This is a genomic window from Mitsuaria sp. WAJ17 (genome assembly GCF_014174515.1).
Lineage (GTDB): Bacteria > Pseudomonadota > Gammaproteobacteria > Burkholderiales > Burkholderiaceae_C > Roseateles_B.
On sequence record NZ_JACJUG010000001.1, the window covers coordinates 206,998 to 227,946 of the forward strand.

21 protein-coding genes are annotated in these 20,949 nt (G+C 70.2%); 13 read left to right on the plus strand and 8 right to left on the minus strand.

Annotated features, from left to right (window positions below; genetic code table 11):
* Positions 1-16 precede the first annotated feature (16 nt).
* The 3 genes from H5407_RS00920 (at position 17) to H5407_RS00930 (ending at position 1,319) form a co-directional block, all read left to right on the plus strand.
* Positions 17-355, plus strand: a complete 339-nt coding sequence (locus tag H5407_RS00920; RefSeq protein ID WP_183102526.1) for a hypothetical protein — start codon at positions 17-19, stop codon at positions 353-355.
* A 455-nt stretch (positions 356-810) separates the two neighbouring features.
* Positions 811-1,089, plus strand: a complete 279-nt coding sequence (locus H5407_RS00925) for a hypothetical protein (RefSeq protein WP_183102527.1) — start codon at positions 811-813, stop codon at positions 1,087-1,089.
* A 44-nt stretch (positions 1,090-1,133) separates the two neighbouring features.
* Positions 1,134-1,319 carry a hypothetical protein gene (locus H5407_RS00930; protein WP_183102528.1) on the plus strand — a complete coding sequence of 62 codons (186 nt, stop codon included), beginning with the start codon at positions 1,134-1,136 and terminating at the stop codon, positions 1,317-1,319.
* Between the two features lie 24 nt (positions 1,320-1,343).
* Here the strand turns inward: H5407_RS00930 and H5407_RS00935 are convergent, their stop codons facing one another.
* Entirely contained in the window at positions 1,344-1,538 is a 195-nt protein-coding gene (locus tag H5407_RS00935) for a hypothetical protein (RefSeq protein ID WP_183102529.1), read from the minus strand.
* Between the two features lie 219 nt (positions 1,539-1,757).
* On the opposite strand from H5407_RS00935, the gene H5407_RS00940 reads away from it, so the two are divergent.
* On the plus strand, positions 1,758-3,281 hold the full coding sequence (locus H5407_RS00940) for a hypothetical protein (protein WP_183102530.1): 1,524 nt from the start codon (positions 1,758-1,760) through the stop codon (positions 3,279-3,281).
* 45 nt (positions 3,282-3,326) lie between these two features.
* Here the strand turns inward: H5407_RS00940 and H5407_RS00945 are convergent, their stop codons facing one another.
* A complete protein-coding gene (locus H5407_RS00945; RefSeq protein WP_183102531.1) occupies positions 3,327-4,124 on the minus strand; it encodes an ABC transporter substrate-binding protein in 798 nt (265 codons plus the stop codon).
* A 139-nt stretch (positions 4,125-4,263) separates the two neighbouring features.
* Positions 4,264-4,737, minus strand: coding sequence for an Lrp/AsnC ligand binding domain-containing protein (locus H5407_RS00950; RefSeq protein WP_183102532.1), 474 nt, complete (start codon positions 4,735-4,737; stop codon positions 4,264-4,266).
* Between the two features lie 106 nt (positions 4,738-4,843).
* On the opposite strand from H5407_RS00950, the gene H5407_RS00955 reads away from it, so the two are divergent.
* The gene (locus H5407_RS00955) at positions 4,844-8,443 is read left to right on the plus strand and encodes an L-glutamate gamma-semialdehyde dehydrogenase (RefSeq protein WP_183102533.1); all 3,600 of its coding nucleotides are present in this window, start codon (positions 4,844-4,846) and stop codon (positions 8,441-8,443) included.
* A gap of 69 nt (positions 8,444-8,512) precedes the next feature.
* Here H5407_RS00955 and H5407_RS00960 read toward each other — a convergent pair whose 3' ends face one another.
* Positions 8,513-9,205 carry a nitroreductase family protein gene (locus tag H5407_RS00960; protein WP_255500998.1) on the minus strand — a complete coding sequence of 231 codons (693 nt, stop codon included), beginning with the start codon at positions 9,203-9,205 and terminating at the stop codon, positions 8,513-8,515.
* Positions 9,206-9,405: 200 nt separating this feature from the next.
* Here H5407_RS00960 and proC point away from each other — a divergent pair, with 200 nt between their 5' ends.
* The 3 genes from proC (at position 9,406) to H5407_RS00975 (ending at position 11,749) form a co-directional block, all read left to right on the plus strand.
* On the plus strand, positions 9,406-10,254 hold the full coding sequence (gene proC, locus H5407_RS00965; RefSeq protein ID WP_183102534.1) for a pyrroline-5-carboxylate reductase: 849 nt from the start codon (positions 9,406-9,408) through the stop codon (positions 10,252-10,254).
* Positions 10,255-10,274: 20 nt separating this feature from the next.
* A complete protein-coding gene (locus H5407_RS00970; protein WP_183102535.1) occupies positions 10,275-11,087 on the plus strand; it encodes an alpha/beta hydrolase in 813 nt (270 codons plus the stop codon).
* A 119-nt stretch (positions 11,088-11,206) separates the two neighbouring features.
* A complete protein-coding gene (locus H5407_RS00975; RefSeq protein ID WP_183102536.1) occupies positions 11,207-11,749 on the plus strand; it encodes a chorismate lyase in 543 nt (180 codons plus the stop codon).
* Between the two features lie 12 nt (positions 11,750-11,761).
* On the opposite strand, the gene H5407_RS00980 is transcribed toward H5407_RS00975, so the two are convergent.
* A complete protein-coding gene (locus H5407_RS00980) occupies positions 11,762-12,637 on the minus strand; it encodes an ABC transporter substrate-binding protein (protein ID WP_183102537.1) in 876 nt (291 codons plus the stop codon).
* 205 nt (positions 12,638-12,842) lie between these two features.
* Here H5407_RS00980 and H5407_RS00985 point away from each other — a divergent pair, with 205 nt between their 5' ends.
* Complete coding sequence (locus tag H5407_RS00985; RefSeq protein ID WP_183102538.1) at positions 12,843-13,286, plus strand: anti-virulence regulator CigR family protein; 444 nt, start codon at positions 12,843-12,845, stop codon at positions 13,284-13,286.
* Between the two features lie 13 nt (positions 13,287-13,299).
* Here the strand turns inward: H5407_RS00985 and ubiA are convergent, their stop codons facing one another.
* Entirely contained in the window at positions 13,300-14,202 is a 903-nt protein-coding gene (gene ubiA, locus H5407_RS00990) for a 4-hydroxybenzoate octaprenyltransferase (protein WP_183102539.1), read from the minus strand.
* A gap of 178 nt (positions 14,203-14,380) precedes the next feature.
* Here ubiA and H5407_RS00995 point away from each other — a divergent pair, with 178 nt between their 5' ends.
* From H5407_RS00995 to H5407_RS01005, 3 genes are all read left to right on the plus strand, one after another.
* Positions 14,381-15,352, plus strand: coding sequence for an MBL fold metallo-hydrolase (locus H5407_RS00995; protein ID WP_183102540.1), 972 nt, complete (start codon positions 14,381-14,383; stop codon positions 15,350-15,352).
* Positions 15,353-15,532: 180 nt separating this feature from the next.
* Positions 15,533-16,369 carry an ABC transporter substrate-binding protein gene (locus tag H5407_RS01000; protein WP_183102541.1) on the plus strand — a complete coding sequence of 279 codons (837 nt, stop codon included), beginning with the start codon at positions 15,533-15,535 and terminating at the stop codon, positions 16,367-16,369.
* 222 nt (positions 16,370-16,591) lie between these two features.
* A complete protein-coding gene (locus H5407_RS01005; protein WP_183102542.1) occupies positions 16,592-17,131 on the plus strand; it encodes a porin family protein in 540 nt (179 codons plus the stop codon).
* Between the two features lie 72 nt (positions 17,132-17,203).
* Here the strand turns inward: H5407_RS01005 and H5407_RS01010 are convergent, their stop codons facing one another.
* Positions 17,204-18,832, minus strand: coding sequence for a peptide chain release factor 3 (locus tag H5407_RS01010; protein WP_183102543.1), 1,629 nt, complete (start codon positions 18,830-18,832; stop codon positions 17,204-17,206).
* A 94-nt stretch (positions 18,833-18,926) separates the two neighbouring features.
* Positions 18,927-19,220 (minus strand): DUF2917 domain-containing protein, encoded by a 294-nt coding sequence (locus H5407_RS01015; RefSeq protein WP_183102544.1) that lies wholly within the window; start codon positions 19,218-19,220, stop codon positions 18,927-18,929.
* A 151-nt stretch (positions 19,221-19,371) separates the two neighbouring features.
* Between H5407_RS01015 and H5407_RS01020 the strand changes: the two genes are divergently transcribed.
* The gene (locus H5407_RS01020) at positions 19,372-20,934 is read left to right on the plus strand and encodes a PLP-dependent aminotransferase family protein (protein ID WP_255500999.1); all 1,563 of its coding nucleotides are present in this window, start codon (positions 19,372-19,374) and stop codon (positions 20,932-20,934) included.
* The last annotated feature ends 15 nt before the right edge of the window (positions 20,935-20,949 follow it).

A 20,949-nucleotide genomic window follows, 5' to 3' on the forward strand; every position in this document is an offset into this window, starting at 1 on the left:
GAGCCCCAACGGTCCGGTGGATCGCCAGAGCAAGCTTGCCTGTACGGTCGAGGTGGATGGAACAGGCAATGGTGGCGGTACTGGCAGCGGCGGCTCCAGTGCGACAGAAGCCGGCTTCAAGCAGGACGCGCTGAAGAGTGCCAAAGGTCTGGAACTGCCGTGCCCGAAGGGCGTCGAACCGGAGCAGGTTTACATTGCCCGGATGATCAGCTGCTGCCATGCCACGGTGAAGGGCACCTTCCCCACCATGTCGTGGCTCTACCCCGCCATCCCACCCGCGGCCTGCCGCCTCGCAGGCATTGAGGCGAAGGCCGAAGGTGTGCTGCTGGGTATCGACTCATGCAAGGCCAACTGAAGCAACGTCCGCCCTGGGGCGTTTGGCTGGCCCTGCTGGCCGCGGCAGGCGGCTGCTTTCTTGCCGTGCGCATGATTGCCACGCCCGAGCGCGCCGTTGTACCCCGGCGTTGGGCACAGGGCCTGTCGCGGGCACCGTGCGGCCGGCGCTGAGTGTTCTCCTCTCTCTGCCTGCATCCACTCCGCAGCCGGCGCGGCAGGCGGGACAGGAGGCGTCGGGGACGGCAGGCGGTGGCCTGATCGCTCGTCCGCGCTCGTCCGGCCCTGGACTGGTACCAGGCGGCCCTTGTGCCGACGGCTTCGGTACGGGATCGGACCATCGCCTTGCGCATCAATGTTCTTTGCGCGCAGGTGCGGTCGGCCAGGGCGTCGTTCGAGACGCTGCGAACGGCCAGCAGCAGGCCGGCCGTCGCCTCGGCCCCCGGCGTGAGTGCGCAGGAGCTGGCCGAGCTGAACATGCGCACTGCGAAGGCAGTGCCGCCGGAGCAAGGGGTCGAGCTGCAGAAGCTCAGCGGCTGTTGCGCGCCGGGTGAAGGCTTCGAGCTGGCGCGCTCACTGCGCGAGGCCGGCACGCGGCCGATCGAGTACTTCGAGCTGGCCCTGCCTGAGCGTCCGCTCGCCGGCCGGTTACCTGTGGCGGTCGGGGTGGTGGGCAATCCCAGGGCCAATGGGCCCGAGTTCGCGATCTGGGCAGACCGGGGCTTCGTGACGTCCTTGAGCGAGGCCATGGCCTGAACGATCTGCAGGCCTGGCATGCCAGCGCCTGGATCCTCCGTGAAGTGCTGGGTAACACCGAGGAGGTGGCCCTGTTCGACCGCACCCAGTGTGCGGTCTATGGCCATTACCGCAGCGCGAACCTGCTGACCGAGGCCAAGCGCCAGCGCGCCGAGGCCGCGGCGCGCCAGGTGCTGCAGGACCTGCAGCGGCAGGACTGGCCACGCCTGGTCTACGGCCCACAGCCCTGAAGACCCCGCCAGAACGCCGCCGCCTCAGCCGTCACCGCAGCCCTTACCGCAGCCCTTACCGCAGCCCGGCTCTGCCTCGGCGCCGAACCAGGCTGCGGCCAGCAGCCCGACACCCAGTTCCATCACCTCCAGCCCCTCCAGCAACTCGAGGCTGGACCCGAACCAGCCGCACTCGCGCGCGCCGGGTGGCCCCGGGGGCTCGGGTGTCCCGTCTGTCATGGCGTCTTGCACGGTGCGCCCCTGAAGTGATAAGGGCGTTGATCATGAAAGTTATCTCGTCCGATGGCATCGCCAAGCGATGTGAGACCGGGCTGCGCAAGTGGTCGCCTAGCCCTTACCATCGCGGGCAAATTTTATTGAATCCCCGACAGCCGGCCCCACCTGCCCCCCAGACAGGGCAGCAGCCCGCCGGCCTGTCCCGAAGCACGGATGGACTGCATGGCTCGCTCACTGTCACCCTGTCTGCTGGCTTGCTGCATCGGCATGGCCCTGGCCGGCCTGTGCGGGGAGGCCCGTGCCGAGCGCGCGGGGTCCGGCAGCCTGCAGGCCAGCGAGGCTTCCCTGAGGCTGGAGTACCAGCGCGTGAGCGTGCCCGGCGACCATCCCCTGGACCTGATGGGCCTTCATTTCCACCAGCAGGTGATGGAGGGCGTCAAGGTGGGCGCGGGTTTCTACGCGCCGCTGCTCAAGGGCGAGTACGGCGGCTTTGTCGCAGCCGATCTCGGCGTGCTGGCCCGCTATCCGCTGGCGGGGCCCTGGTACCTCACTGCAGGCCTGTCCGCGGGCGGGGGTGGGGGCGGGCGCAGCGTCGAGCACAGCAAGCTGCTCTCGGGCAGCGGCGGCTTCGTCAAGGGCCATGTGGGCCTGGGCTACGACTTCGGTGACTTCTCGGTGGGGGCCAGCGTGTCGAGGCTGAAGTTCCGCAAGTCGCTGATCGACGGCAGCCAGGCCAATGTCTTCATCGAGTTCCCCTTCCGCTACCTCACCGGCCCCTATGCAGGCCACGGGCAGTCATTGGCAAGGGAAGACGACCAGCGCGCTGGGCATGAGATGGGCGAGAGCATGCTGACGCTGTCGCTGGACAACTACCGCCAGCAGGACCCGCGGGGCTCGAACAAGCACACGGTGGGGCTGGGCGAGCTGCAGTTCGCCCACTTCTTTGCGCAGGACAGCTACTGGTTCGCCTCCCTGGGCATGGGCTGGCGCGGCATGCCCCTGTACAACCAGTTGCTGGGCGGTGCGGGCCAGCGCTGGCGGCTCTCGCCCGCGCTGACACTCTACGGCCAGCTGGGCCTGGGCTCTGGAGGTTATGCCCCGGATGTCATTGACACGGCCTCTGGCCTGCTGGTCTACCCCCGGCTGGGCCTGGAGTACGCGCTGGACCGCGATCTGGGCCTGGCCTTCACGCTGGGCTACATGACGGCGCCCCGAGGCAGCTCGCGCAACCAGACCTTCGGCCTGGCCCTGACCCGGCACCTGCGCTCCGGGCAGTCCGGCGATGCCGTCGGGCCGGCGCGCTACCAGGGCCTGCGGCTGTCGGTCTTCCAGCACACCGCCTTCCACCTGAGCTACCGGGAGCAGGCGCGCCCGGCGCTGCAGATGATGGGCCTGCAACTGGACCTGCCCCTGGATCCGCACTGGTACCTGCCGCTGCAGGCCTCCGGCGCCTACAACGCCTACCTGGGCTATCCCGGCTATGCCGAGATCCTGGCCGGTCTGGGCCTGCAGACGGCGCTCGCGCGCGAGGACCGCTTCCAGGCCTTCGGCCAGCTGATGGCCGGCGCCAATGTGCACGGCAAGGTGGCCAAGGCCAGCGCCGGCCTGCGCTGGATCATCGACGAGCGCCTGGCCCTGAACGCCTCGCTCGGGCGCACCCTGGGTCGTGGAGACACTGGCGGGCATTTCAGCGCCAGCAACCTGACCCTGGGCCTGGACTACCGCTTCTCCCTCCCGACGCGCTAGGTGTGAAGCGTCAAGAGGTCGCCGCCTGCCGGCTTGCTCCCGCGCTCAGGGCGTCGGCGTGCCGCTGGCCAGGGCCTGCTGCAGGGCCTGGCGGTACTCGGCGGACTCGCGCACCGCGGCCACGCCGTCCCAGATCCTTTCGGCCAGGGCCGGGTGCTGCCTGACGAAGGCATGCGAGAGCATCAGGTAATAGGGCTTGCTGACCAGGGGCGGGCCCTGGCGCTCGATCTGCGCGGCGAACTGTGGGTTGCGGCTGAGGGCGTAGTCGCCCTGGCTGGTCTGCAGCGCCGCGGCGCCCAGGCGGCGGCGCTGCAGCATGCCCAGGATGGCATCGGGCGCCTTGGCCGAGGCTTCGATGGGCAGCTGCTGCTGGCGCAGCCAGGCCACGATGGAGAAGCCGGCCTGGGCGCCCACGGCCCCGTCCAGCTGGCTCAGCTGCTGCCCATCCCAGCTGACGGCGCTGCCCTTGAGGCGGTAGAGGTGGTAGCTCTCCTCCAGCATGGCGCGTTCGGCGTCCACCTGCCCGCCCCGCATGGGGTAGCGGCCGACCTTCAGGCGCTCGGGCTGGAAACTGGCCTTGAAGGCCCCGTCCACGCCGCCCTCCTGCAGGGAGAGTAGGCAGCGCCGCCAGGGCAGCAGCGCGACCTCGAAGCGCAGGCCCAGGTGCTGGCCCAGCAGGCGCACCATCAACATGTTGAGCCCGCTGCGGTCGCGCAGTAGCCAGGGGTAGGAGTTCTCGTCTTCGGCGCACAGCTGCAGCGTGCCGGGGCTGCCGGCGTCCGGCACCTGGGCCCGGGCGCCCTCGGATCCCGGCGCAAAGACGCTGATCAAGCCCGCGGCCATGAGCGATGCCCGGCCTGCGAGGCCAGGCCTTTCTGCGCGATCCCAACGCATGCCTATTTGCCTCCTGCCCCCCGCAGCAGGCGGGCGGGGCTTCCTGAATATAGCCAGCCCGACCGGGGCTTGTGCGCTTGCGCGCGCTTCAGATCGGCAGGGCCGTGCTGTTCTTCACCTCCTCCATCACGGCGTAGGTGCGGGTCTCGCGCACGCCGGGCAGGGTCCAGATCACGCTGCCAATGAATTCGCGGTAGGCGCTCATGTCCGACACCCGGGTCTTGAGCAGGTAGTCGAAGCCACCGGCCACCAGATGGCATTCCAGGATCTCGGGCCGGGCCTGGACGGCAGCCTTGAAGTTGTCCATCACGTCCTGCACCGTGCGGTCCAGCAGGATCTCGATGAAGACCATCATCGAGGCCCCGAGCTTGGCCGGGTTCAGGCGGGCCTCGTAGCCCAGGATGTAGCCCTCGCGGGTGAGGCGCTTGACGCGCTCCAGCACGGCCGTCGGGGAGAGGTGCACCGTCTCGGCCAGCTTCAGATTCGAGATGCGCCCATCTTGCTGAAGCACGCGCAGAATGCGGGCGTCGATGGTGTCGAGACCGGTGTCGGTGCTGGCCATATGAATTTCCCACTGTAGCTGCGTTGATGTTCTGAATTTAATTCAGCTCCAACCTGCATAAAGTTCAGGCTTTCACTAATTCGACCGCGTTTAAAAGGGGATCTCCATGACCGCCTTCACTCTTCTGCCCGAACACGCCCGCCTGCCGGATCCCTATCGCGAGGAAATCCCGGTGGTGAAGGCCCTGGTGGCCAGCCTGGGGCAGGGCCTGGACTGGAACGCGGTGATCGCCACCGCCGCGCCCTGGGTGGACCAGGTGCGCAACAACCCGGCACCCTTCTGGGCCATGGAGTCCCTGCTGCGCGAGTACCCCATCACCAGCAGCGAGGGCTTGGCCCTGATGCGCCTGGCCGAGGCCCTGCTGCGCGTGCCGGACGCTCCCACCGCCATCGCCCTGACGGCTGACCAGCTCGGCCGCGGCAGCTTCGAGGGCGGCTCCGAGGGCCCGCACAAGATGCTGGCCAGCCTGTCGGCCACGGCCATCTCCCTGTCCAAGAAGTTCCTGCCTGAGAACGAAGGCCAGGGCGGCCTGCTGACCCGCCTGGGTGCGCAGACCGTGGTGGCTGCCACCGTGCGCGCCATCCAGCTGCTGGGCCGCCAGTTCGTGCTGGGCCGCAACATCCAGGAAGCGATGAAGGAGGCGGACGATGCCCGCCGCGTGCAGTCCCAGCTGCGCTTCAGCTATGACATGCTGGGCGAGGGGGCCCGCACCGAGGCCGACGCTCGCCGCTACCACGCGGCCTATGTCAACGCCATCGAGGCCATCGCCGCAGGCCGCAAGGCCGAGTCACCGGAGAGCTCGGACGGCATCTCCATCAAGCTCAGCGCCCTGTTCTCGCGCTACGAGGTGCTGCACCGCGAGCGCGTGTTCGCCGAGCTGCTGCCGCGCGTGTGGGTGCTGATCGAAAAGGCCGCGCAGGCCAACATCAACCTCACCATTGACGCCGAGGAAGTCGATCGCCTGGAGCTCTCGCTGGACGTGCTGGACGCTCTGTCCGCCCGCATCGCCACGCACTTCCCGCAGTGGCGCGGTTTCGGCCTGGCCGTGCAGGCCTACCAGACACGGGCTCTGGCCGTGGTCAACGAGGTGGCCGCCATTGCCCGCAAGCACGGCCTGAAGTTCATGGTGCGCCTGGTCAAGGGCGCCTACTGGGACGGCGAGATCAAGCGCGCCCAGGAAAACGGCCTGGCCGCCTACCCGGTCTTCACGCACAAGCAGCACACCGACGTCAGCTACCTGGCCTGCGCCCAGGCGCTGATCCAGCATGCCGACGTGATCTACCCGCAGTTCGCCAGCCACAATGCCGGCACCATCGCCGCCATCGTGCGGATGGCCCGCACGGCTGGTGCCAAGTTCGAGATGCAGCGCCTGCATGGCATGGGCGAGGGCATCTACCGCGAAGTGCTGAAGGATGCCAGCATCCCCTGCCGCGTCTACGCCCCCGTGGGCGAGCACCGCGATCTGCTGGCCTACCTGGTGCGCCGCTTGCTGGAGAACGGCGCCAACAGCTCCTTCGTCCACCAGCTGGCCGATCCCACTGTCAACGTGCAGGAACTGCTGGGATCGCCGCTGGCGCAGGTCCAGGAACGCAGCGCGCTGCCCATGCCCCTGGACCTCTACCTCGATGAGTCCGGCCGCGGCCGTGCCAATTCCAAGGGCGTGGATCTGACCGCCCTGGACCAGCGCCAGCCCCTGATGGCGGCGCTAGAGAGGACCACGATCGCCCCTGTGGCCGAAGCCACGCCGGCGGACATCGCCGCGGCCATGGAGCGCCTGCAGGCCGGCTTCAAGGGCTGGAATGCCACGCCCGTGGCCCAGCGTGCCGCCATCCTGCGCCGCGCCGCCGACGCCCTGGAGGCGCGCCTGCCCGAGTTCTGCGCCCTGCTGGTCAAGGAAGCCTTCAAGACCCAGGGCGACTGCGTGGCCGAGGTCCGCGAGGCGGTGGACTTCCTGCGCTACTACGCCGACGAGGCCGAGGCCCAAGCGCCGCAGATGCAGGGCCGGGGCGTCTTCGTCTGCATTTCGCCCTGGAACTTCCCGCTGGCCATCTTCGCCGGCCAGGTCGTCGCGGCCCTGGTGACGGGCAATGCCGTCGCGGCCAAGCCCGCCGAGCAGACGCCCTATGTCGCGCTCAAGGCCGTCGAGCTGCTGCATGAGGCCGGCGTGCCCGCCGATGCCCTGCTGCTGCTGCACGGCGCCGGCGAGACTGTCGGTGCCGGTCTGGTGGCCCATCCGCTGACCGCAGGCGTGTGCTTCACCGGTTCCACTGTCGTGGCCCAGATCATCAACAAGACCCTGGCCGCCAAGGACGGCAGCGAGATCGTCCCGCTGATCGCTGAGACCGGCGGCCTCAACGCCATGCTGGTGGACTCCACCGCCCTGCCCGAGCAGGTGGTCGATGCCGTGGTGCAGAGCGCCTTCCGCTCCGCCGGCCAGCGCTGCTCTGCCTTGCGCCTGCTGTGCGTGCACGAGAGCATCGCCGATGGCGTGATCGAGATGATCAAGGGCGCGGTGCAGGAGCTGTGGGTGGGCCAGCCTGCCGAGCTGGCCACCGACGTGGGCCCGGTGATCGACGACGAGGCCTTCGTCAACATCGCCGGCCATGTCGAGCGCCTCAAGCGCGAGGCTCGCCTGATCGCCGAGGCGCCGGTGCACGACAAGCTGCCGCGCATCATCCGCCCGGTGGCCTTCGAGATTGCCAAGGTTTCCGACCTGGGCCAGGAGATCTTCGGCCCGGTGCTGCATGTGCTGCGCTGGAGCGGCGAGGTTGACGGCGTGCTGGAGCAGATCAACGCCCTGGGCTACGGCCTGACCATGGGCATCCAGACCCGCATCGACAGCCGTGCCCTGCGCCTGGCCGAGAAGGCCCGCGTGGGCAATGTCTACGTCAACCGCAACATCATCGGCGCGGTGGTGGGTGTGCAGCCCTTCGGCGGCGAAGGCATGTCCGGCACCGGTCCCAAGGCCGGCGGCCGGCACTACCTGCACCGCTTCTGCGCTGAGGCCGGCACGGCCCCGACGGTGGGCGGTGGCCTGATCTCCGGCAGTGCCGACGCCAGCCTGCTCAGCAGCCGCCTGGCCGCCCTGCAGGCCGCGCAGGCCACCTGGGCTTCGGTGGATCTGACCCAGCGCGTGGCCGTGCTGCGCCGTGCCGCTGACGGCGCCGAGGGCCCCGTGGCCGCCGTGCTGCGCGCCCACGCTCAGCAGGCCGAGCATGGCCTGCGGGACCAGATCCTGCCTGGCCCCACGGGTGAGAGCAACGAGCTGCGCCTGCATGGCCGCGGCGTCTTCGCCGTGCTCAGCGAGGGTGCGGACGATGCCCAGATCGCCGCCGCCCTGGGTGGCGCGCTGGTGGCGGGCAATGCCGTCGCACTGGTCGGCAACGGCCGCTGCGAGGCCCTGCGCCAGCGCCTGGTGCAGGCCGGCGTGCCCGGCACCGCCGTGGCCGTGCTGCCCGCGGACCTGGCCCATGGCCTGCTGGGGGCACCGGCCCTGGCCGGCGTGGTGGTGGCTGCCAACGACATCGCCCTGGCCCGCGCCGTGCTGCGCCGTCTGGCCGAGCGCCAGGGCGCCATCCTGCCCCTGGTCACCGCCGCCGATGCCGCCAACCCGCGCCAGCAGTACCGCTTCGCGGCCGAGCAGACCCTCACCATCAATACCGCGGCCGCTGGCGGCAACGCGGCGCTGCTGGCGGGCATGCACTGAGGCGCGCCCGCCAGGGCCAGGTCTTGCCTGTTCCTGCCAGGGGCGCGGCCCCCGGCAGACAGACCGGGCTTACAGCCAGGTGCTGATCTGCGCCAGCGGCTTCTTGAGGCCGCCATGCACCGGCACCTGGCAGCCGGCCTTCGGATAGCCCACCACCAGCAGGATGACCGGCTTCTCGCTGTCCGGGCGCCGGCACAGGCCGTTCAGGAAGCCCATGGGGCTGGGCGTGTGCGTCAGCGTGGCCAGGCCGGCGTCGTGCAGGGCGCTGATCAGGAAGCCGGTGGCGATGCCCACCGATTCCGGCACGTAGTAATGGCTGAAGCGCTCGCCCTGTTCATCGACGCCGTACTTCTGCGCAAAGATGGCGATCAGCAGCGGCGCCTCCTCCAGGAAGGGCTTGTTCGGGTCCGTGCCCAGCGGGGCGAGGGCGCGCAGCCATTCCTCGGGGGCGCGGCCGTTGTAGAAGGCGCGTTCCTCCTCCTCGGCAGCCTCGCGGATCTGGCGCTTGAGCGCGGGGTCGCCGATCACCGCGAAATGCCAGGGCTGCTGGTTGGCGCCTGACGGCGCGGTGCCGGCGGCCAGCAGGCAGGCCTCGATGACCTCGCGGGGCACTGGGCGGCTGTCGAAGTCGCGCACAGTGCGGCGGCGCTTCTGCTGTTCGTAATGCGCCTGCGCGCGGGCCTTCATCTCCTCCGCTGGCAGCTCGCGGTAGTGCGCCAGGGTTTCCATGAGGGGCGGGGGGTGGGCTTGATTGGTCTTCATTTGGTCTCCTCTCGTGACTCCGGGTGCGAGCTTAAGCACGCGGCCCGTCCCTGCCAAGCCGACGTTATCCCCAGGGGCGCAGTGCTTCTTGCGCCCCGCGGCCCCCTTGCGGGCTCCTGCCACGCTCCTCTTACACTGGCCCGGCGCAGCGCTGCAGGGCGCCGGGTCTCTTCATTCCTCCACTCGCTGAAACCGCATCCATGAACAACACACTGGCCTTCATCGGCGGCGGCAACATGGCCAGCGCCATCCTGGGCGGCCTGTTGCGTGCCGGGCGCACGCCGGCATCCCTACTTGTCGTCGAGCCCTACGAGCCTCAGCGGCAGAAGCTGGCCGCCGAGCTGGGCCTGCAGGCCCTGGCGGCGCCGGATGCCTCGCTGGCCCGGGCCAGCCTCGTGGTCTGGGCGGTCAAGCCCCAGCTCTTCGCCGAGGCGGCCGCGCCCTGCGCCGGCCTGCTGGGACACGCTCTGCAGCTCTCGGTGATGGCGGGTATCCGCTCCGACGCCATCGCCCGCGCTACCGGCAGCGAGCGCGTGGTGCGCAGCATGCCCAATACGCCGGCCTTGATCGGCCAGGGCATCGCCGGCCTCTTCGCCCGGGCCGCGGTGACGGCCGAGGATCGCCAGCAGGTCGAGACCGTGCTGGCGCCCACGGGCCGGACGGTGTGGGTGGAGCAGGAGTCCGACCTGGACGCGGTGACGGCCCTGTCCGGCTCCGGACCGGCTTACTTCTTCTATGTGGTCGAGGCCCTGGTGCAGGCCGCGCAGGACATGGGCCTCAGCGAGGCCCAGGGCCGCGAGCTCGCCCTGGCCACCTGTGCCGGGGCCGCCGCCCTGGCCCTGCAGTCGGGCGAATCGCCCAGCGTGTTGCGCGAGCGCGTGACCTCCAAGGGCGGCACCACCTATGCCGCGCTCAGCGCGATGCAGGCGGCCGGGGTGGGTCCGGCCATCGTGCAGGCGGTGAAGGCCGCGCAGCAGCGTGCCCGCGAGCTTGGCGAAGAGTTCGCCCCCTCCCTGCCAGCGGCGCCGGCCTCCACGGGGGCGGCCTGATCTCGGGAGAAGGCCAGCGCATGAAATCGCTTGTTCTGGCAGGGCTGGCCTTGCCGCTCCTGGCGGCGGCCGACTGCGGCAGCCTGCAGCAGCTTGGCGGGCATGAGGGTCAGGTCTTGCCTATCGCCATCAGTGCGCCGGCCGAGCCGGCACGCGGCATCAGCCTCGTCCTGCTGGCCGGTGGCCACGGCCATGTGGGACTGGACGCAACGGGCTGCGCCACCCAACTCAAGGGCAACGCGCTGCTGCGGGCGCGTCCGCTGTTCCAGGCGCGCGGCTATGAGGTGGTGACGCTGGACGCGCCGGCCGACTACCGCGGCGACGAGGGCCTGGCGGGCTTTCGTATCGAGCCGGCGCATGCCGAGGACATCGGCCGCGTGGTGCGCTGGCTGCGCGGCCAGGGTGCCCGCGAGGTCTGGCTGCTGGGGACCAGCCGCGGGAGCATCTCGGCCGTCAACGCCGCCGCGCGCCTTGCGGGGGAAGCGGCGCCGGACGGCCTGGTGCTGAGCTCGGTGCTCAGCGTCGGTGCCAGCGTGACGGCGCGCAGGTCCTGGGCGAGGCAGCATGTCTTCGACCTGCCGCTGGAACGCATCCGGCAGCCGACCCTGCTGCTGGGCCATGTCGATGACAGCTGCCCACGTTCGCCGCCCAGCGGCCAGGCGCGGGTGGCGCAGCGCATCGGTGCCGCGGCCCGGACGCAGCTGATCAGCGGCGGGGCCGGCCCGGTCAGCGGCCCGGACGCCTGCGAGGGCCGCTCGCCTCACGGTTTCTGGGGGCAGGACGCCGAGATGGTGGACGCCACGCTGGCCTTCATCGAGTCTCGCCAGCGCTGAGGCCTGCCGCGTCGCCGTCGTCACGTCTGGCGCGGCCCTACACTCACGCGCCGTGAGCTCCAATCCCGAACTCTCCCGCCGGTCGGCCGATCCCGCCCGGCACCCTGTTGCCGTCTGACATGGGCATTGCTTCCCGACATTCCCTGCGCGACTGGTTGCGCGCGCCCGGCAGCCTCAGCCGCCGCCTGGCCCGACTGGGCCAGCGCTTTGAGGTGCAGGTGCTGCGTCAGGGTGTGACGCCGCTGCGGACGGCCGAGCGCCAGGCCTTGGGGCTGCCGCGGCGCGGCTGCACGGTGGTGCGCGAGGTGCTCCTGCGTGTCGATGGCCAGCCCCTGGTCTGGGCCCGCTCGGCCCTTCACCAGTCCTCGCTGGCCGGCCCCTGGAAGGCGCTCAAGGGTCTGGGCTCGCGACCGCTGGCCCACCTGCTCTACGAGGACCCGCGCATCCAGCGCAGTGAACTCCAGCCCCGGCGCCTGGCGCGCTTCGGGCACACCCGCCGCCAGATGGCACGCCAATGGCTGGCCGCGACGGGCGAGCCGCCACCCGCGCAGATGCTCTGGTCCCGCAACTCCGTCTTTCGCCGGGGCGGGGCGCCGCTGCGGGTGATGGAGCTGTTCGTGCCGGGCGTGGCGGGGTTCAAGCCGGGGAAGCGGCCTCGCTGAGGGTCCGGCGCCTCACGGCACCTTGGGCAGATGCCGCTGCTGCAGCCGCTGCAGCTCACCGCTTTGCTGCAGGCGCGCCAGCTCCTCGTTGACCAACTGGTGCAGGGCGCTGCCACGGGGATCGCGGCTGAACATCATGTGGTACTGCAGGGGCGCGGTGCCGGGCAGGGGCTCGCTGGCAATGCCGGCGGCGGCCAGGGAGCCCAGAGTGCCGGTGCGTTCCAGGCCGCGCATGGCTTCGTAGTCCTCCACCAGGACATCGACCCGCCCCAGTTGCAGCATGCGGAAGAGGGCAGGGTAGCTGCCCGTGCGCAGCATGCGCTCGCGCTGGGCATCGTCCAGCATGGGATAGGCATAGCCGCGGATGCCGCCCAGCACAAAGGGCTGAAGGTCCGCCTTGGACCGGAGGCCCAGGCCGCCGGGATGGCGCTTGCGGTCAAAGAACACGTAGCTGTGTGTCTGGTGATAGGCGCTGGAGATCAGGTAATCGCGCTCTCGCTCGGGGGTGGCCGAGGCGTTGAGCAGCATCTGGTAGCGGGTGCCGTCCCGGACCTCCATGAGGCAGCGCTTCCAGGGCAGCAGCTCGATAGCGAAGCTGACACCGCGCCGCTCCAGGATCAGCCGGATCAGCTCGACCGAGTAACCCAGCAGTTGGCCCGTGGGCTGTCCCTCCCGGCGTTCCGCGAAGGTGTAGGGCGGCCATTCATTGGCGTCGTCGCAGATGCGCACGGTGCTGGGCGCCGCTGGGGCCTCGTCGCGCGCGGCCGCGGCGGGCTGTCCCATCGCCAGGGCCAGCGCGGTCAGGACGCTGGCCCGCCAGCGGGTCGCATGGCGGCGTGGCGGGCTCAGGCCCGGACGGGGGCAGGGGCGATCAGGGCGGGCGTTCATGGGCAGTTCATGGTGCCACAAGGGCCTTGCAGCGCCATGACTGGGGGTGGCTTGTCTTGCCGCTTCCTGCCACTTCCTGCCGGTCGCCGCGCGGGCGAGGCCGTGCGACGGGGCTGGATCAGCCGGGTGGCTTGCGGCAGGCCACAATGCGCGCATCCGGTGTGCCAAGGCCCCGGGCTCTTGCTTCACAAGAAAGGAAGTCGCCATGCAACGTCGCCACCTGCTGCCCCTGCTGCTCTCCACCCTGACCCTGCCCGCTCTCGCCAATCCGCCCGAGGGCCGCGGTCATGGCAAGGGGCGCGGCAAGCACGAGGACCGTGACGAGCGCGCCGACGGCACGAGCGTGAGCGTGCGCGGCGACGCCGGCGGCCTGGTCAGCGTCAACATCAGTGTGGGCGATGCCCGCATGTGGGTGCGCGAGGCCGGCGTGCGCGAGCGCTATGCGGACCTGCCGCCGGGCATCCGCAAGAACCTGGCGCGCGGCAAGCCCCTGCCTCCGGGCATTGCCAAGCGCCTGCCGCCGCCGGCCCTGCAGCAGCGCCTGCCGCACTACCCCGGCTACGAGTGGCAGGTGTGCGGCAAGGACCTGGTGCTGGTGGCCGTGACCACCCTGGTGGTGGCTGCGGTGCTGAATTCGGTCTTCGACTGAACCCCGGGGCCGCTCAGCGCATGCCGAGGTCGGCCACCGTGCCGGCGAAGATCGCAAAGCCCACCCAGTGGTTGGCTCGGAAGGCGCGGAAACAGCCCTCGCGGCTGCGCTCGCGGATCAGCGTGTAGTGCCAGGCCACCTGGGCGGCCGCCACGGCCAGGCCCATCAGGAACAGCGGGCCCAGGCCCAGGCGCAGGCCCAGGAAGGCCCAGGCCGCCAGGAAGACGGCGTAGAAGGCCATCACGCCCGCCACGTCGAAGCGGCCCAGGGTGATGGCGCTGGTCTTGATGCCGATCTTGAGGTCGTCGTCGCGATCGACCATGGCGTATTCGGTGTCGTAGGCCAGCACCCAGAACAGGTTCGCCACCAGCAGCGCCCAGGCCGACTTCGGCACCGCCGCGTTGATCGCGCCCAGGCTCCACTCGCTGCCGCCCAGGGCCGCCGAGAAGGCCATGGGGATGCCGAAGCTGAAGGCCACACCCAGCACGGCCTGGGGCATGTTCACCACGCGCTTGGCATAGGGGTAGAGCAGAGTCACGGCCAGGGCCGCGAAGGACAGCAGGATGGTGGGCGCGTTGGTCGTCAGCACCAGGCCGAAGGCCAGCAGGGCCAGCACGGCGCCCACGCCCAGCGCCTCCTTCACCGAGATCGCGCCGCTGGTCACCGGGCGCTGAGCGGTGCGCTTGACGTGCCTGTCGAAGTCGCGGTCGGCGACGTCGTTGACGCAGCAGCCTGCCGAGCGCATCAGCACCGTCCCGGCGGTGAACACGGCCAGCAGGTGCCAGCCGGGAAAGCCGTCCGCCGCCATCCACAGGGCGGCCAGCGTGGGCCACAGCAGCAACAGCCAGCCGGCCGGCCGGTCCCAGCGGATCAGGTTCAGGTAAATGCTCAGTCGGGAAGGGACGGCGGAACTCATGCCGGCATTGTCACCCGGCCTGGCGACGGCTAATGCCCCTGGCGCTGCGGGCGGCATGCGGCACCGCTATGCTGCCCTACCGCCAGGACATGCCGGGCGCCGCAGAGCGGCCTGCACCCGTCCGCGGGCCTGCCGCGAGGGCGAGAGGCCCGGGCCGCATCCAACAACGGAGTACTTCATGAGCGCACGCGCAACCATCCCGCAACTGTCCCGCATCTGCCTGGGCCTGGGCCTGGCCCTGGCCGTCACGCTGCCGGCCCTGGCGGCCGCCCCTCAGCAGAAGAGCCAGGCACCGGGCTACTACCGCCTGGCCCTGGGTGACTTCGAGGTCACCGCGCTCAACGACGGCACGGTGGACCTGCCGGTGGACAAGCTGCTGACCGGCGCCAAGCCCGGCCAGGTCGAGAAGGCCCTCAGCCGCGCCTACCTGAAGGCGCCGGTGGAGACCTCGGTGAACGCTTTCCTGGTCAACACGGGCAGCAAGCTGGTCCTGATCGACACCGGTGCCGCCGGCCTCTTCGGCCCCACTCTGGGCCGCCTGCTGGCCCAGCTGAAGGCGGCCGGCTACCAGCCGGAGGAGGTCGATGAGATCTACATCACCCACTTCCATGGCGACCACGTCGGCGGCCTGCTCTCGGCTGGCAAGGCGGCCTTCCCCAATGCCATCGTGCGCGCGGACCAGCATGAGTCCGACTACTGGCTCAGCAAGGAAAGGATGGACAAGGCCCCGGCTGACGCCAAGAGTGGCTTCGAGGGCGCTCAGATGTCGCTGAAGCCCTACGTGGAGGCCGGTCGCTTCAAGCCCTTCAGCGGCCCGACCGAGCTGCTGCCGGGCATCCGCGCCGTGCCCACGCCTGGGCACACGCCTGGGCACAGCATCTACGTCGTCGAGAGCCAGGGCCAGCAGATGGCTTTCTGGGGCGACCTGATGCACGTGGCCGCGGTGCAGTTCCCCGATCCCAGCGTGACCATCCAGTTCGACACCGACTCCAAGGCCGCCGCCCCCCAGCGCAAGAAGGCCTATGCCGAGGCTGCCGCCAAGGGCTACTACGTGGCCGTGGCCCATGTGAGCTTCCCCGGCATTGGCAAGCTGCGCGCCGATGGCAAGGGCTACACCTGGCTGCCGGCGAACTACAGCTCCAAGTTCTGAGTTCGGCCAGGGGGGCGGGCGACCGTCCCCTGGGTGCTTGCAAACGGTTGTGTTCATGGCTGTATTCACGATCGCCCAGTAAAGTGCCCGCCTGACGCTGCGCTGCGCTTGCCTGCGCAGGGCGAGTCATCAAGAATGGGGCGGCGGCGTCGGCCTCCCGGGTCGGCCAAGGAGAAGCTTTTGGACCTGCGTGCTGTCGGGCGTTGTCTGTGGCTGCTGGGCGCACTGCTGGCCGGAAGCTCGGGCGCCTGTGCGCAGGCCGTGCCGTCGGGGCCGTCCCCCGGAGCCTCCAGTGCGGGGGGCCAGGTCTTGCTGGCACTGTCCGACCCCTGGTGCCCCTTCAACTGCCAGCCTGACAGTGACAAGCCGGGCTATGTGGTGGAGATGCTGCGCGAGGTCTTCCCGCCGCCCTCCTGGCAGCTGATGTACCAGATCGTGCCCTGGGACCGCGCCCTGCAGCAGGTGCGCGAAGGCCAGGCCGCCATCGCGCTGGAGCTGACGCGCGACCAGGCGCTGCGTCTGGGCCTGCTGATCGGACATGAGCCGGTGGGCGAGCCCGCTGACTGCCTCTACGTGGCCGCCGGCAACCCCCTGCGCTTCAGCCAGGCCTCGGACCTTGACGGGCTCAGGCAGGTAGCCGTGGTGTCCGGCTATGAGTACGAGTTTGCTCTGGGCGAGTGGATCAATCGGCCCGAGAACAAGGCCCGCGTGGTGATGACCCGCGGTGCCAACCCTGCCGAGGTCAATGCGCGCAACCTGGCTCGAGGGCGCCTGGACGGCGTCATCGAGAGCGCGGCGGTGATGCACATGCTGATCCGGCAGTTGCGCCTGCAGGACAAGATCCGCGAGGCCGGCTGCCAGCAGGCCTCGCCGGTCTATGTGGGTTTCAGTCCGCGCCTGCCCAATGCCGCGCAGTTGGTCGAGCATTTCGACCAGGGCATTGCCGAGCTGCGGCGCAGCAAGCGCCTGGCGCGCATCCTGTCCCGCTACGGGCAGCAGGACTGGAAGGCGGACTGAGGGCTCACGCCCGCGCGCCTAGCTGGCAAGGCCGGGCCTGCCCCTTCAATCTGCGAGAGGCCCGCGCGCCAAGCCATGTCGGTACGCGAGCGCCAGACGCTGCGGCGCCCCTTCCGTGCGTTGTGCGCCCGACCAAAGAGGGATGGGTCCCGCAATCGCCTGGAGGCCCCTATGCTCGCGACCGGCATCCAACAGGGGGAGAAACTCACGATGAGCACAATGATGAGCAGAACATGGCGTCCGCTGCTGGCGGTGGCCAGCCTGGCCTTCGGCGCGGGCCTGTCGAGCGCCGTGCAGGCGGCGGAGCCTGGCGTCTACCTCGGCCTGACCATTGGCAAGGCCGATGGCAGCGGGCCGGCTTACAAGGAGGGCGCCGACCCGTCGCTGGGCCTGGCCGTGGGCTGGCGCGTCAACGAGCAGCTGGCGGTGGAGGGCTTCACGCGCGAGCTGAGCTTCATCCGCTTTCCCGAGCTCTTCGGCCGTACGGACGCCTACCAGATCCCAGACCGGCACGTGGGCCTGGCCGTGGAAGGCACCTTGGCGCTGAGCGAGGGCTGGGGCGTGTTCGGTCGCGCGGGCATCGGCCGCACGAAGATGGTGGGCTCCACCACCGGCCGCCGCCTGGACACCGTGACCGATCCGACCCTGGGTGCCGGCCTGCGCTACGGCCTGGGCAGCGGCTGGGCCTTCAAGTTGGGGGCCGAGCGCTATGGCAAGAGCAAGGTCAACGCCTACTACCTGGCCCTCCAATACCAGTTCTGAGGCCTGAGGCGGCAGGCCGCCATGCAAAAGGGGCTGCCACGGCAGCCCCTTGCTCCGGCGGGCGCGACGCGCTCAGCCGTCCAGCCGCTGCTGGAACACCAGGCCCGCGTGCTCGCGCAGGGCGTGGAACTTGATCTTGGGCCAGTTGGCCTCGATGGCACGCAGCTCCGGCGCGTATTCCACCAGCACCGTGGGCGCATCGACGGCGTCATGGGCCATGCGGAAGTCGTTGGCGTTGATGAAGCGCTTGAGTTCGGCTTCATCGTCGCAGGTCACCCAGCGCGCCACCTGGAAGCGGCTGGGCGTGATGCGCGCCTTGACGCCATACTCGTGCTCCAGGCGGTGGGCAACCACCTCGAACTGCAGCTGGCCCACGGCGCCCAGCAGCAGCACGCTGCCGGCCACGGGGCGGAAGACCTGGATCGCGCCCTCCTCGCCCAGCTGTTGCAGGCCGGCCTTGAGCTGCTTGGTCTTGAGCGGGTCGGCCACTTCCACCGAGCGGAACATTTCCGGCGCGAAGAAGGGCAGGCCGGTGAACTGCAGGGCCTCGCCTTCGGTGATGGTGTCGCCGAGCTGCAGCACGCCGTGGTTGGGGATGCCGATGATGTCGCCGGCAAAGGCCTCGTCCAGCAGCTCACGGCGCTGAGAGAGGAAGCTCACCACGGTGTTGGGGCGCAGCTCCTTGCCCGAGCGCACGACCTTGAGCCGCATGCCGCGCTCGAAGTGGCCCGAGGCCACGCGCAGGAAGGCGATGCGGTCGCGGTGGGCCGGGTCCATATTGGCCTGGATCTTGAACACCACGCCGCTGAACTTGGGCTCCTCGGGCTTGACCACGCGCTGCATGGCACCGCGATCGCCGGGGGCCGGGGCCAGCTCCACGAGCGCGTCCAGCACCTCCTGCACGCCGAAGTTGTTGACAGCGGAGCCGAAGAACATGGGCGTCTGCTTGCCGGTGAGGAACTGCTCCAGGTCGAAGGTCGGTGCGGCCTCGTTGACCAGTTCGATCTCGCCCTTGGCGTTGTCGTACTGCATGCCGAAGCGATCGGCGTAGGCGGGGTTGTCCAGGCCTTCCAGCACCTCCTCGTCGCCCGCCACGCGGTCCTCGCCAGGGGCGAAGACGCGCATGCGCTGCTGGCGCAGGTCCATCACGCCATGGAACTGCTTGCCCATGCCTACGGGCCAGGTGAAGGGCACAACTGCCATGCCCAGCTCGCGTTCGATCTCGTCCAGCAGGGCCAGCGGCTCCTGGACCTCGCGGTCCATCTTGTTCACGAAGGTGAGGATGGGCGTGTTGCGGGCGCGGCAGACCTGCAGCAGGCGGCGGGTCTGGGGCTCGACGCCGTTGGCCGCGTCGATCACCATCAGGGCCGCATCCACGGCGGTCAGCACGCGGTAGGTGTCTTCCGAAAAGTCCTGGTGGCCGGGGGTGTCCAGCAGGTTGATCACGCAGTCGCGGTATTCCATCTGCATGACCGAGGAGGCCACCGAGATGCCGCGCTGCTTTTCAATCTCCATCCAGTCCGAGGTCGCATGGCGGCTGGCCTTGCGCGCCTTCACCGAGCCGGCGATCTGGATGGCGCCCGAGAACAGCAGCAGCTTTTCCGTCAGCGTGGTCTTGCCCGCGTCAGGGTGGGAAATGATGGCGAAGGTGCGGCGGCGGCGCACTTCCGTCTCGATACGGGTCGACAACTCGGTGGACATGGGTTCGGGAGTCCGTGCCCACTGCGCAGGACACCGCGCGCCGGCCAGACCTTTTTTGGGGAAGGCGCGGATTATCGCAGGCGAGGGGCCGGCTTCACTCGGGCGACACGCGCACCCAGGCCGGCGCCGCCCGCTCGGCGCTGAGGTGCAGGCGGGCCGCGTCCTTCAGGCGCAGCAGCTCGCCGCTGTCCAGGAACAGATCCTCGGCGTGGCCTTCACGGCTGATCCACACCCGCCCTTGCAGGATGCGGAGCTCGCCGCCGGAGGGGCAGTCCAGGGCCTGGCTGTGGCCGCTGGCGTCCAGCACCAGCAGCTGGCTGCCGGGCCGGGGGGCGGCAGTCGGGGAGGTCGAGGGCAGGGCGGTGGGGGAAGGCAAGGTGGTGTCCATGGCCTCACTGTCGCGTTCGCCAGACCCTGGCGCCAGACACAGGGGCGGCCCAGTGCCACCAGGACAGCGCCCCCGTCGGCCCATCTGTATGGGCTGAGGCGGCAGACATCTGTACTACCCGATTCTGGGCAAGCCAGTACAAAATGGCCGGATGACTGCTGCAGCGATGCCCAAGCCTGGCACCCTGGCCGCCTCTGCCGCGCAGGAGGCGGGCGCCCTCTACCTGCGCATCGCCCAGGCCCTGGCCGAGGCGATCCGCCAGGGCAGCCTGGCCCGCGGGCAGCGCCTGCCTTCGGTGCGCGAGACGGCACGCCAGCACGGCGTGGCGCTCAGCACCGCGGTGCAGGCCTACCACTGGCTGGAGGACGCGCGCCTGGTCGTCGCCCGGCCGCGCTCGGGCTTCTTCGTGGCCCAGCAGCGCTCGGCGCAGTTGCCCGAGCCCACCGTCGCCCGGGTGCCGCGGCGGGCCCATGCGGTGCAGGTCGATGTGCTGGGCCAGCGCTTGCTGGGCATCCCGGACAGGCAGGGCCTGGTGAGCTTCAGCAGCGGCACGCCGGGCCCGTCCATGCTCGACATGGAGCGGGTTCGGCGCACCCTGGTGCGCGCCGTGCAGCGTCACCGCCATCTGCTGTGCGACTACCCCGGGCCCAATGGCCACGAGGTGGCGCGCCAGGCCTTGGCCCGCTATGCACTGGGCCTGGGCTGCAGCCTGGATCCGCAGCGCATCACCCTCACCTCCGGCTGCATGGAGGCCATCAGCCTGTGCCTGCGCGCGGTGGCCCAGCCCGGTGACGTGGTGGCCATCGAATCCCCCACGCACTACTCCTTCCTGGAGTTGCTGCAGAGCCTGCACCTGCGGGCGCTGGAGATTCCCACCCATCCGCGCCACGGCCTGTCGCTGGACGCCCTGCAGCTGGCCCTGGACACCCAGCCGGTCAAGGCCGTGCTGGTGGTGCCTACGCTGAGCAACCCCCTGGGCAGTTGCATGCCGCTGACGGAGCGGCGGCGACTGGCGCAGATGGCCAGCCAGCATGACTTCGCCGTCATCGAGGATGCGGTCTACAACGACCTGGTCTTCCATGACGAACTCCGGCGCACGGTGAAGAGCTTCGACAGCACCGGCCACGTCATGCTCTGCGACTCCTTCACCAAGACCGTGGCGCCGGGCCTGCGCCTGGGCTGGGTGGAGGCCGGGCGCTGGACAGGGCGCCTGCGCGAGCTCAAGAGCGTGCAGGGCGCCCAAACGGCGGTTCTGGAGCTGGCCGTGGCCGAGCTGCTGGCTCAGGCCGGCTACACCGCCTCCATGCGCCAGCTGAGGACCTGGGCCGCCGCCCGCCTGGGCGAGGCCCGCAGCCTGCTGGCCGAGCACTTCCCGGCCGGCACCCGGGTCAGCGATCCGCCGGGCGGCTTTCTCCTGTGGGTGGAGCTGCCGCGGGGCCTGGATGCGCAGGCCCTGTTCGAGGCGGCGCAGGCCGAGGGCATCCTCGTCGCGCCCGGGCGGCTCTTCAGCGCCCATGAGCGCTTCCGGAACTGCCTGCGCATCGGTGTGGGCGCCGACTGGACCGACCGTCATCCCCAGGCCCTGGCCCGTGTGGGCGAGCTGGCCTGCGCGCTGCTGCGGCGGGCCCGCGCTGGCACTGCCGCGCCGGCAGGCGCAACGGCGGCTCAGGCCCGGAACGCCTCCGGCGGGCGATTGAGCGTGTCGGAGCGCTGAAGCGGGCGGCGCTCC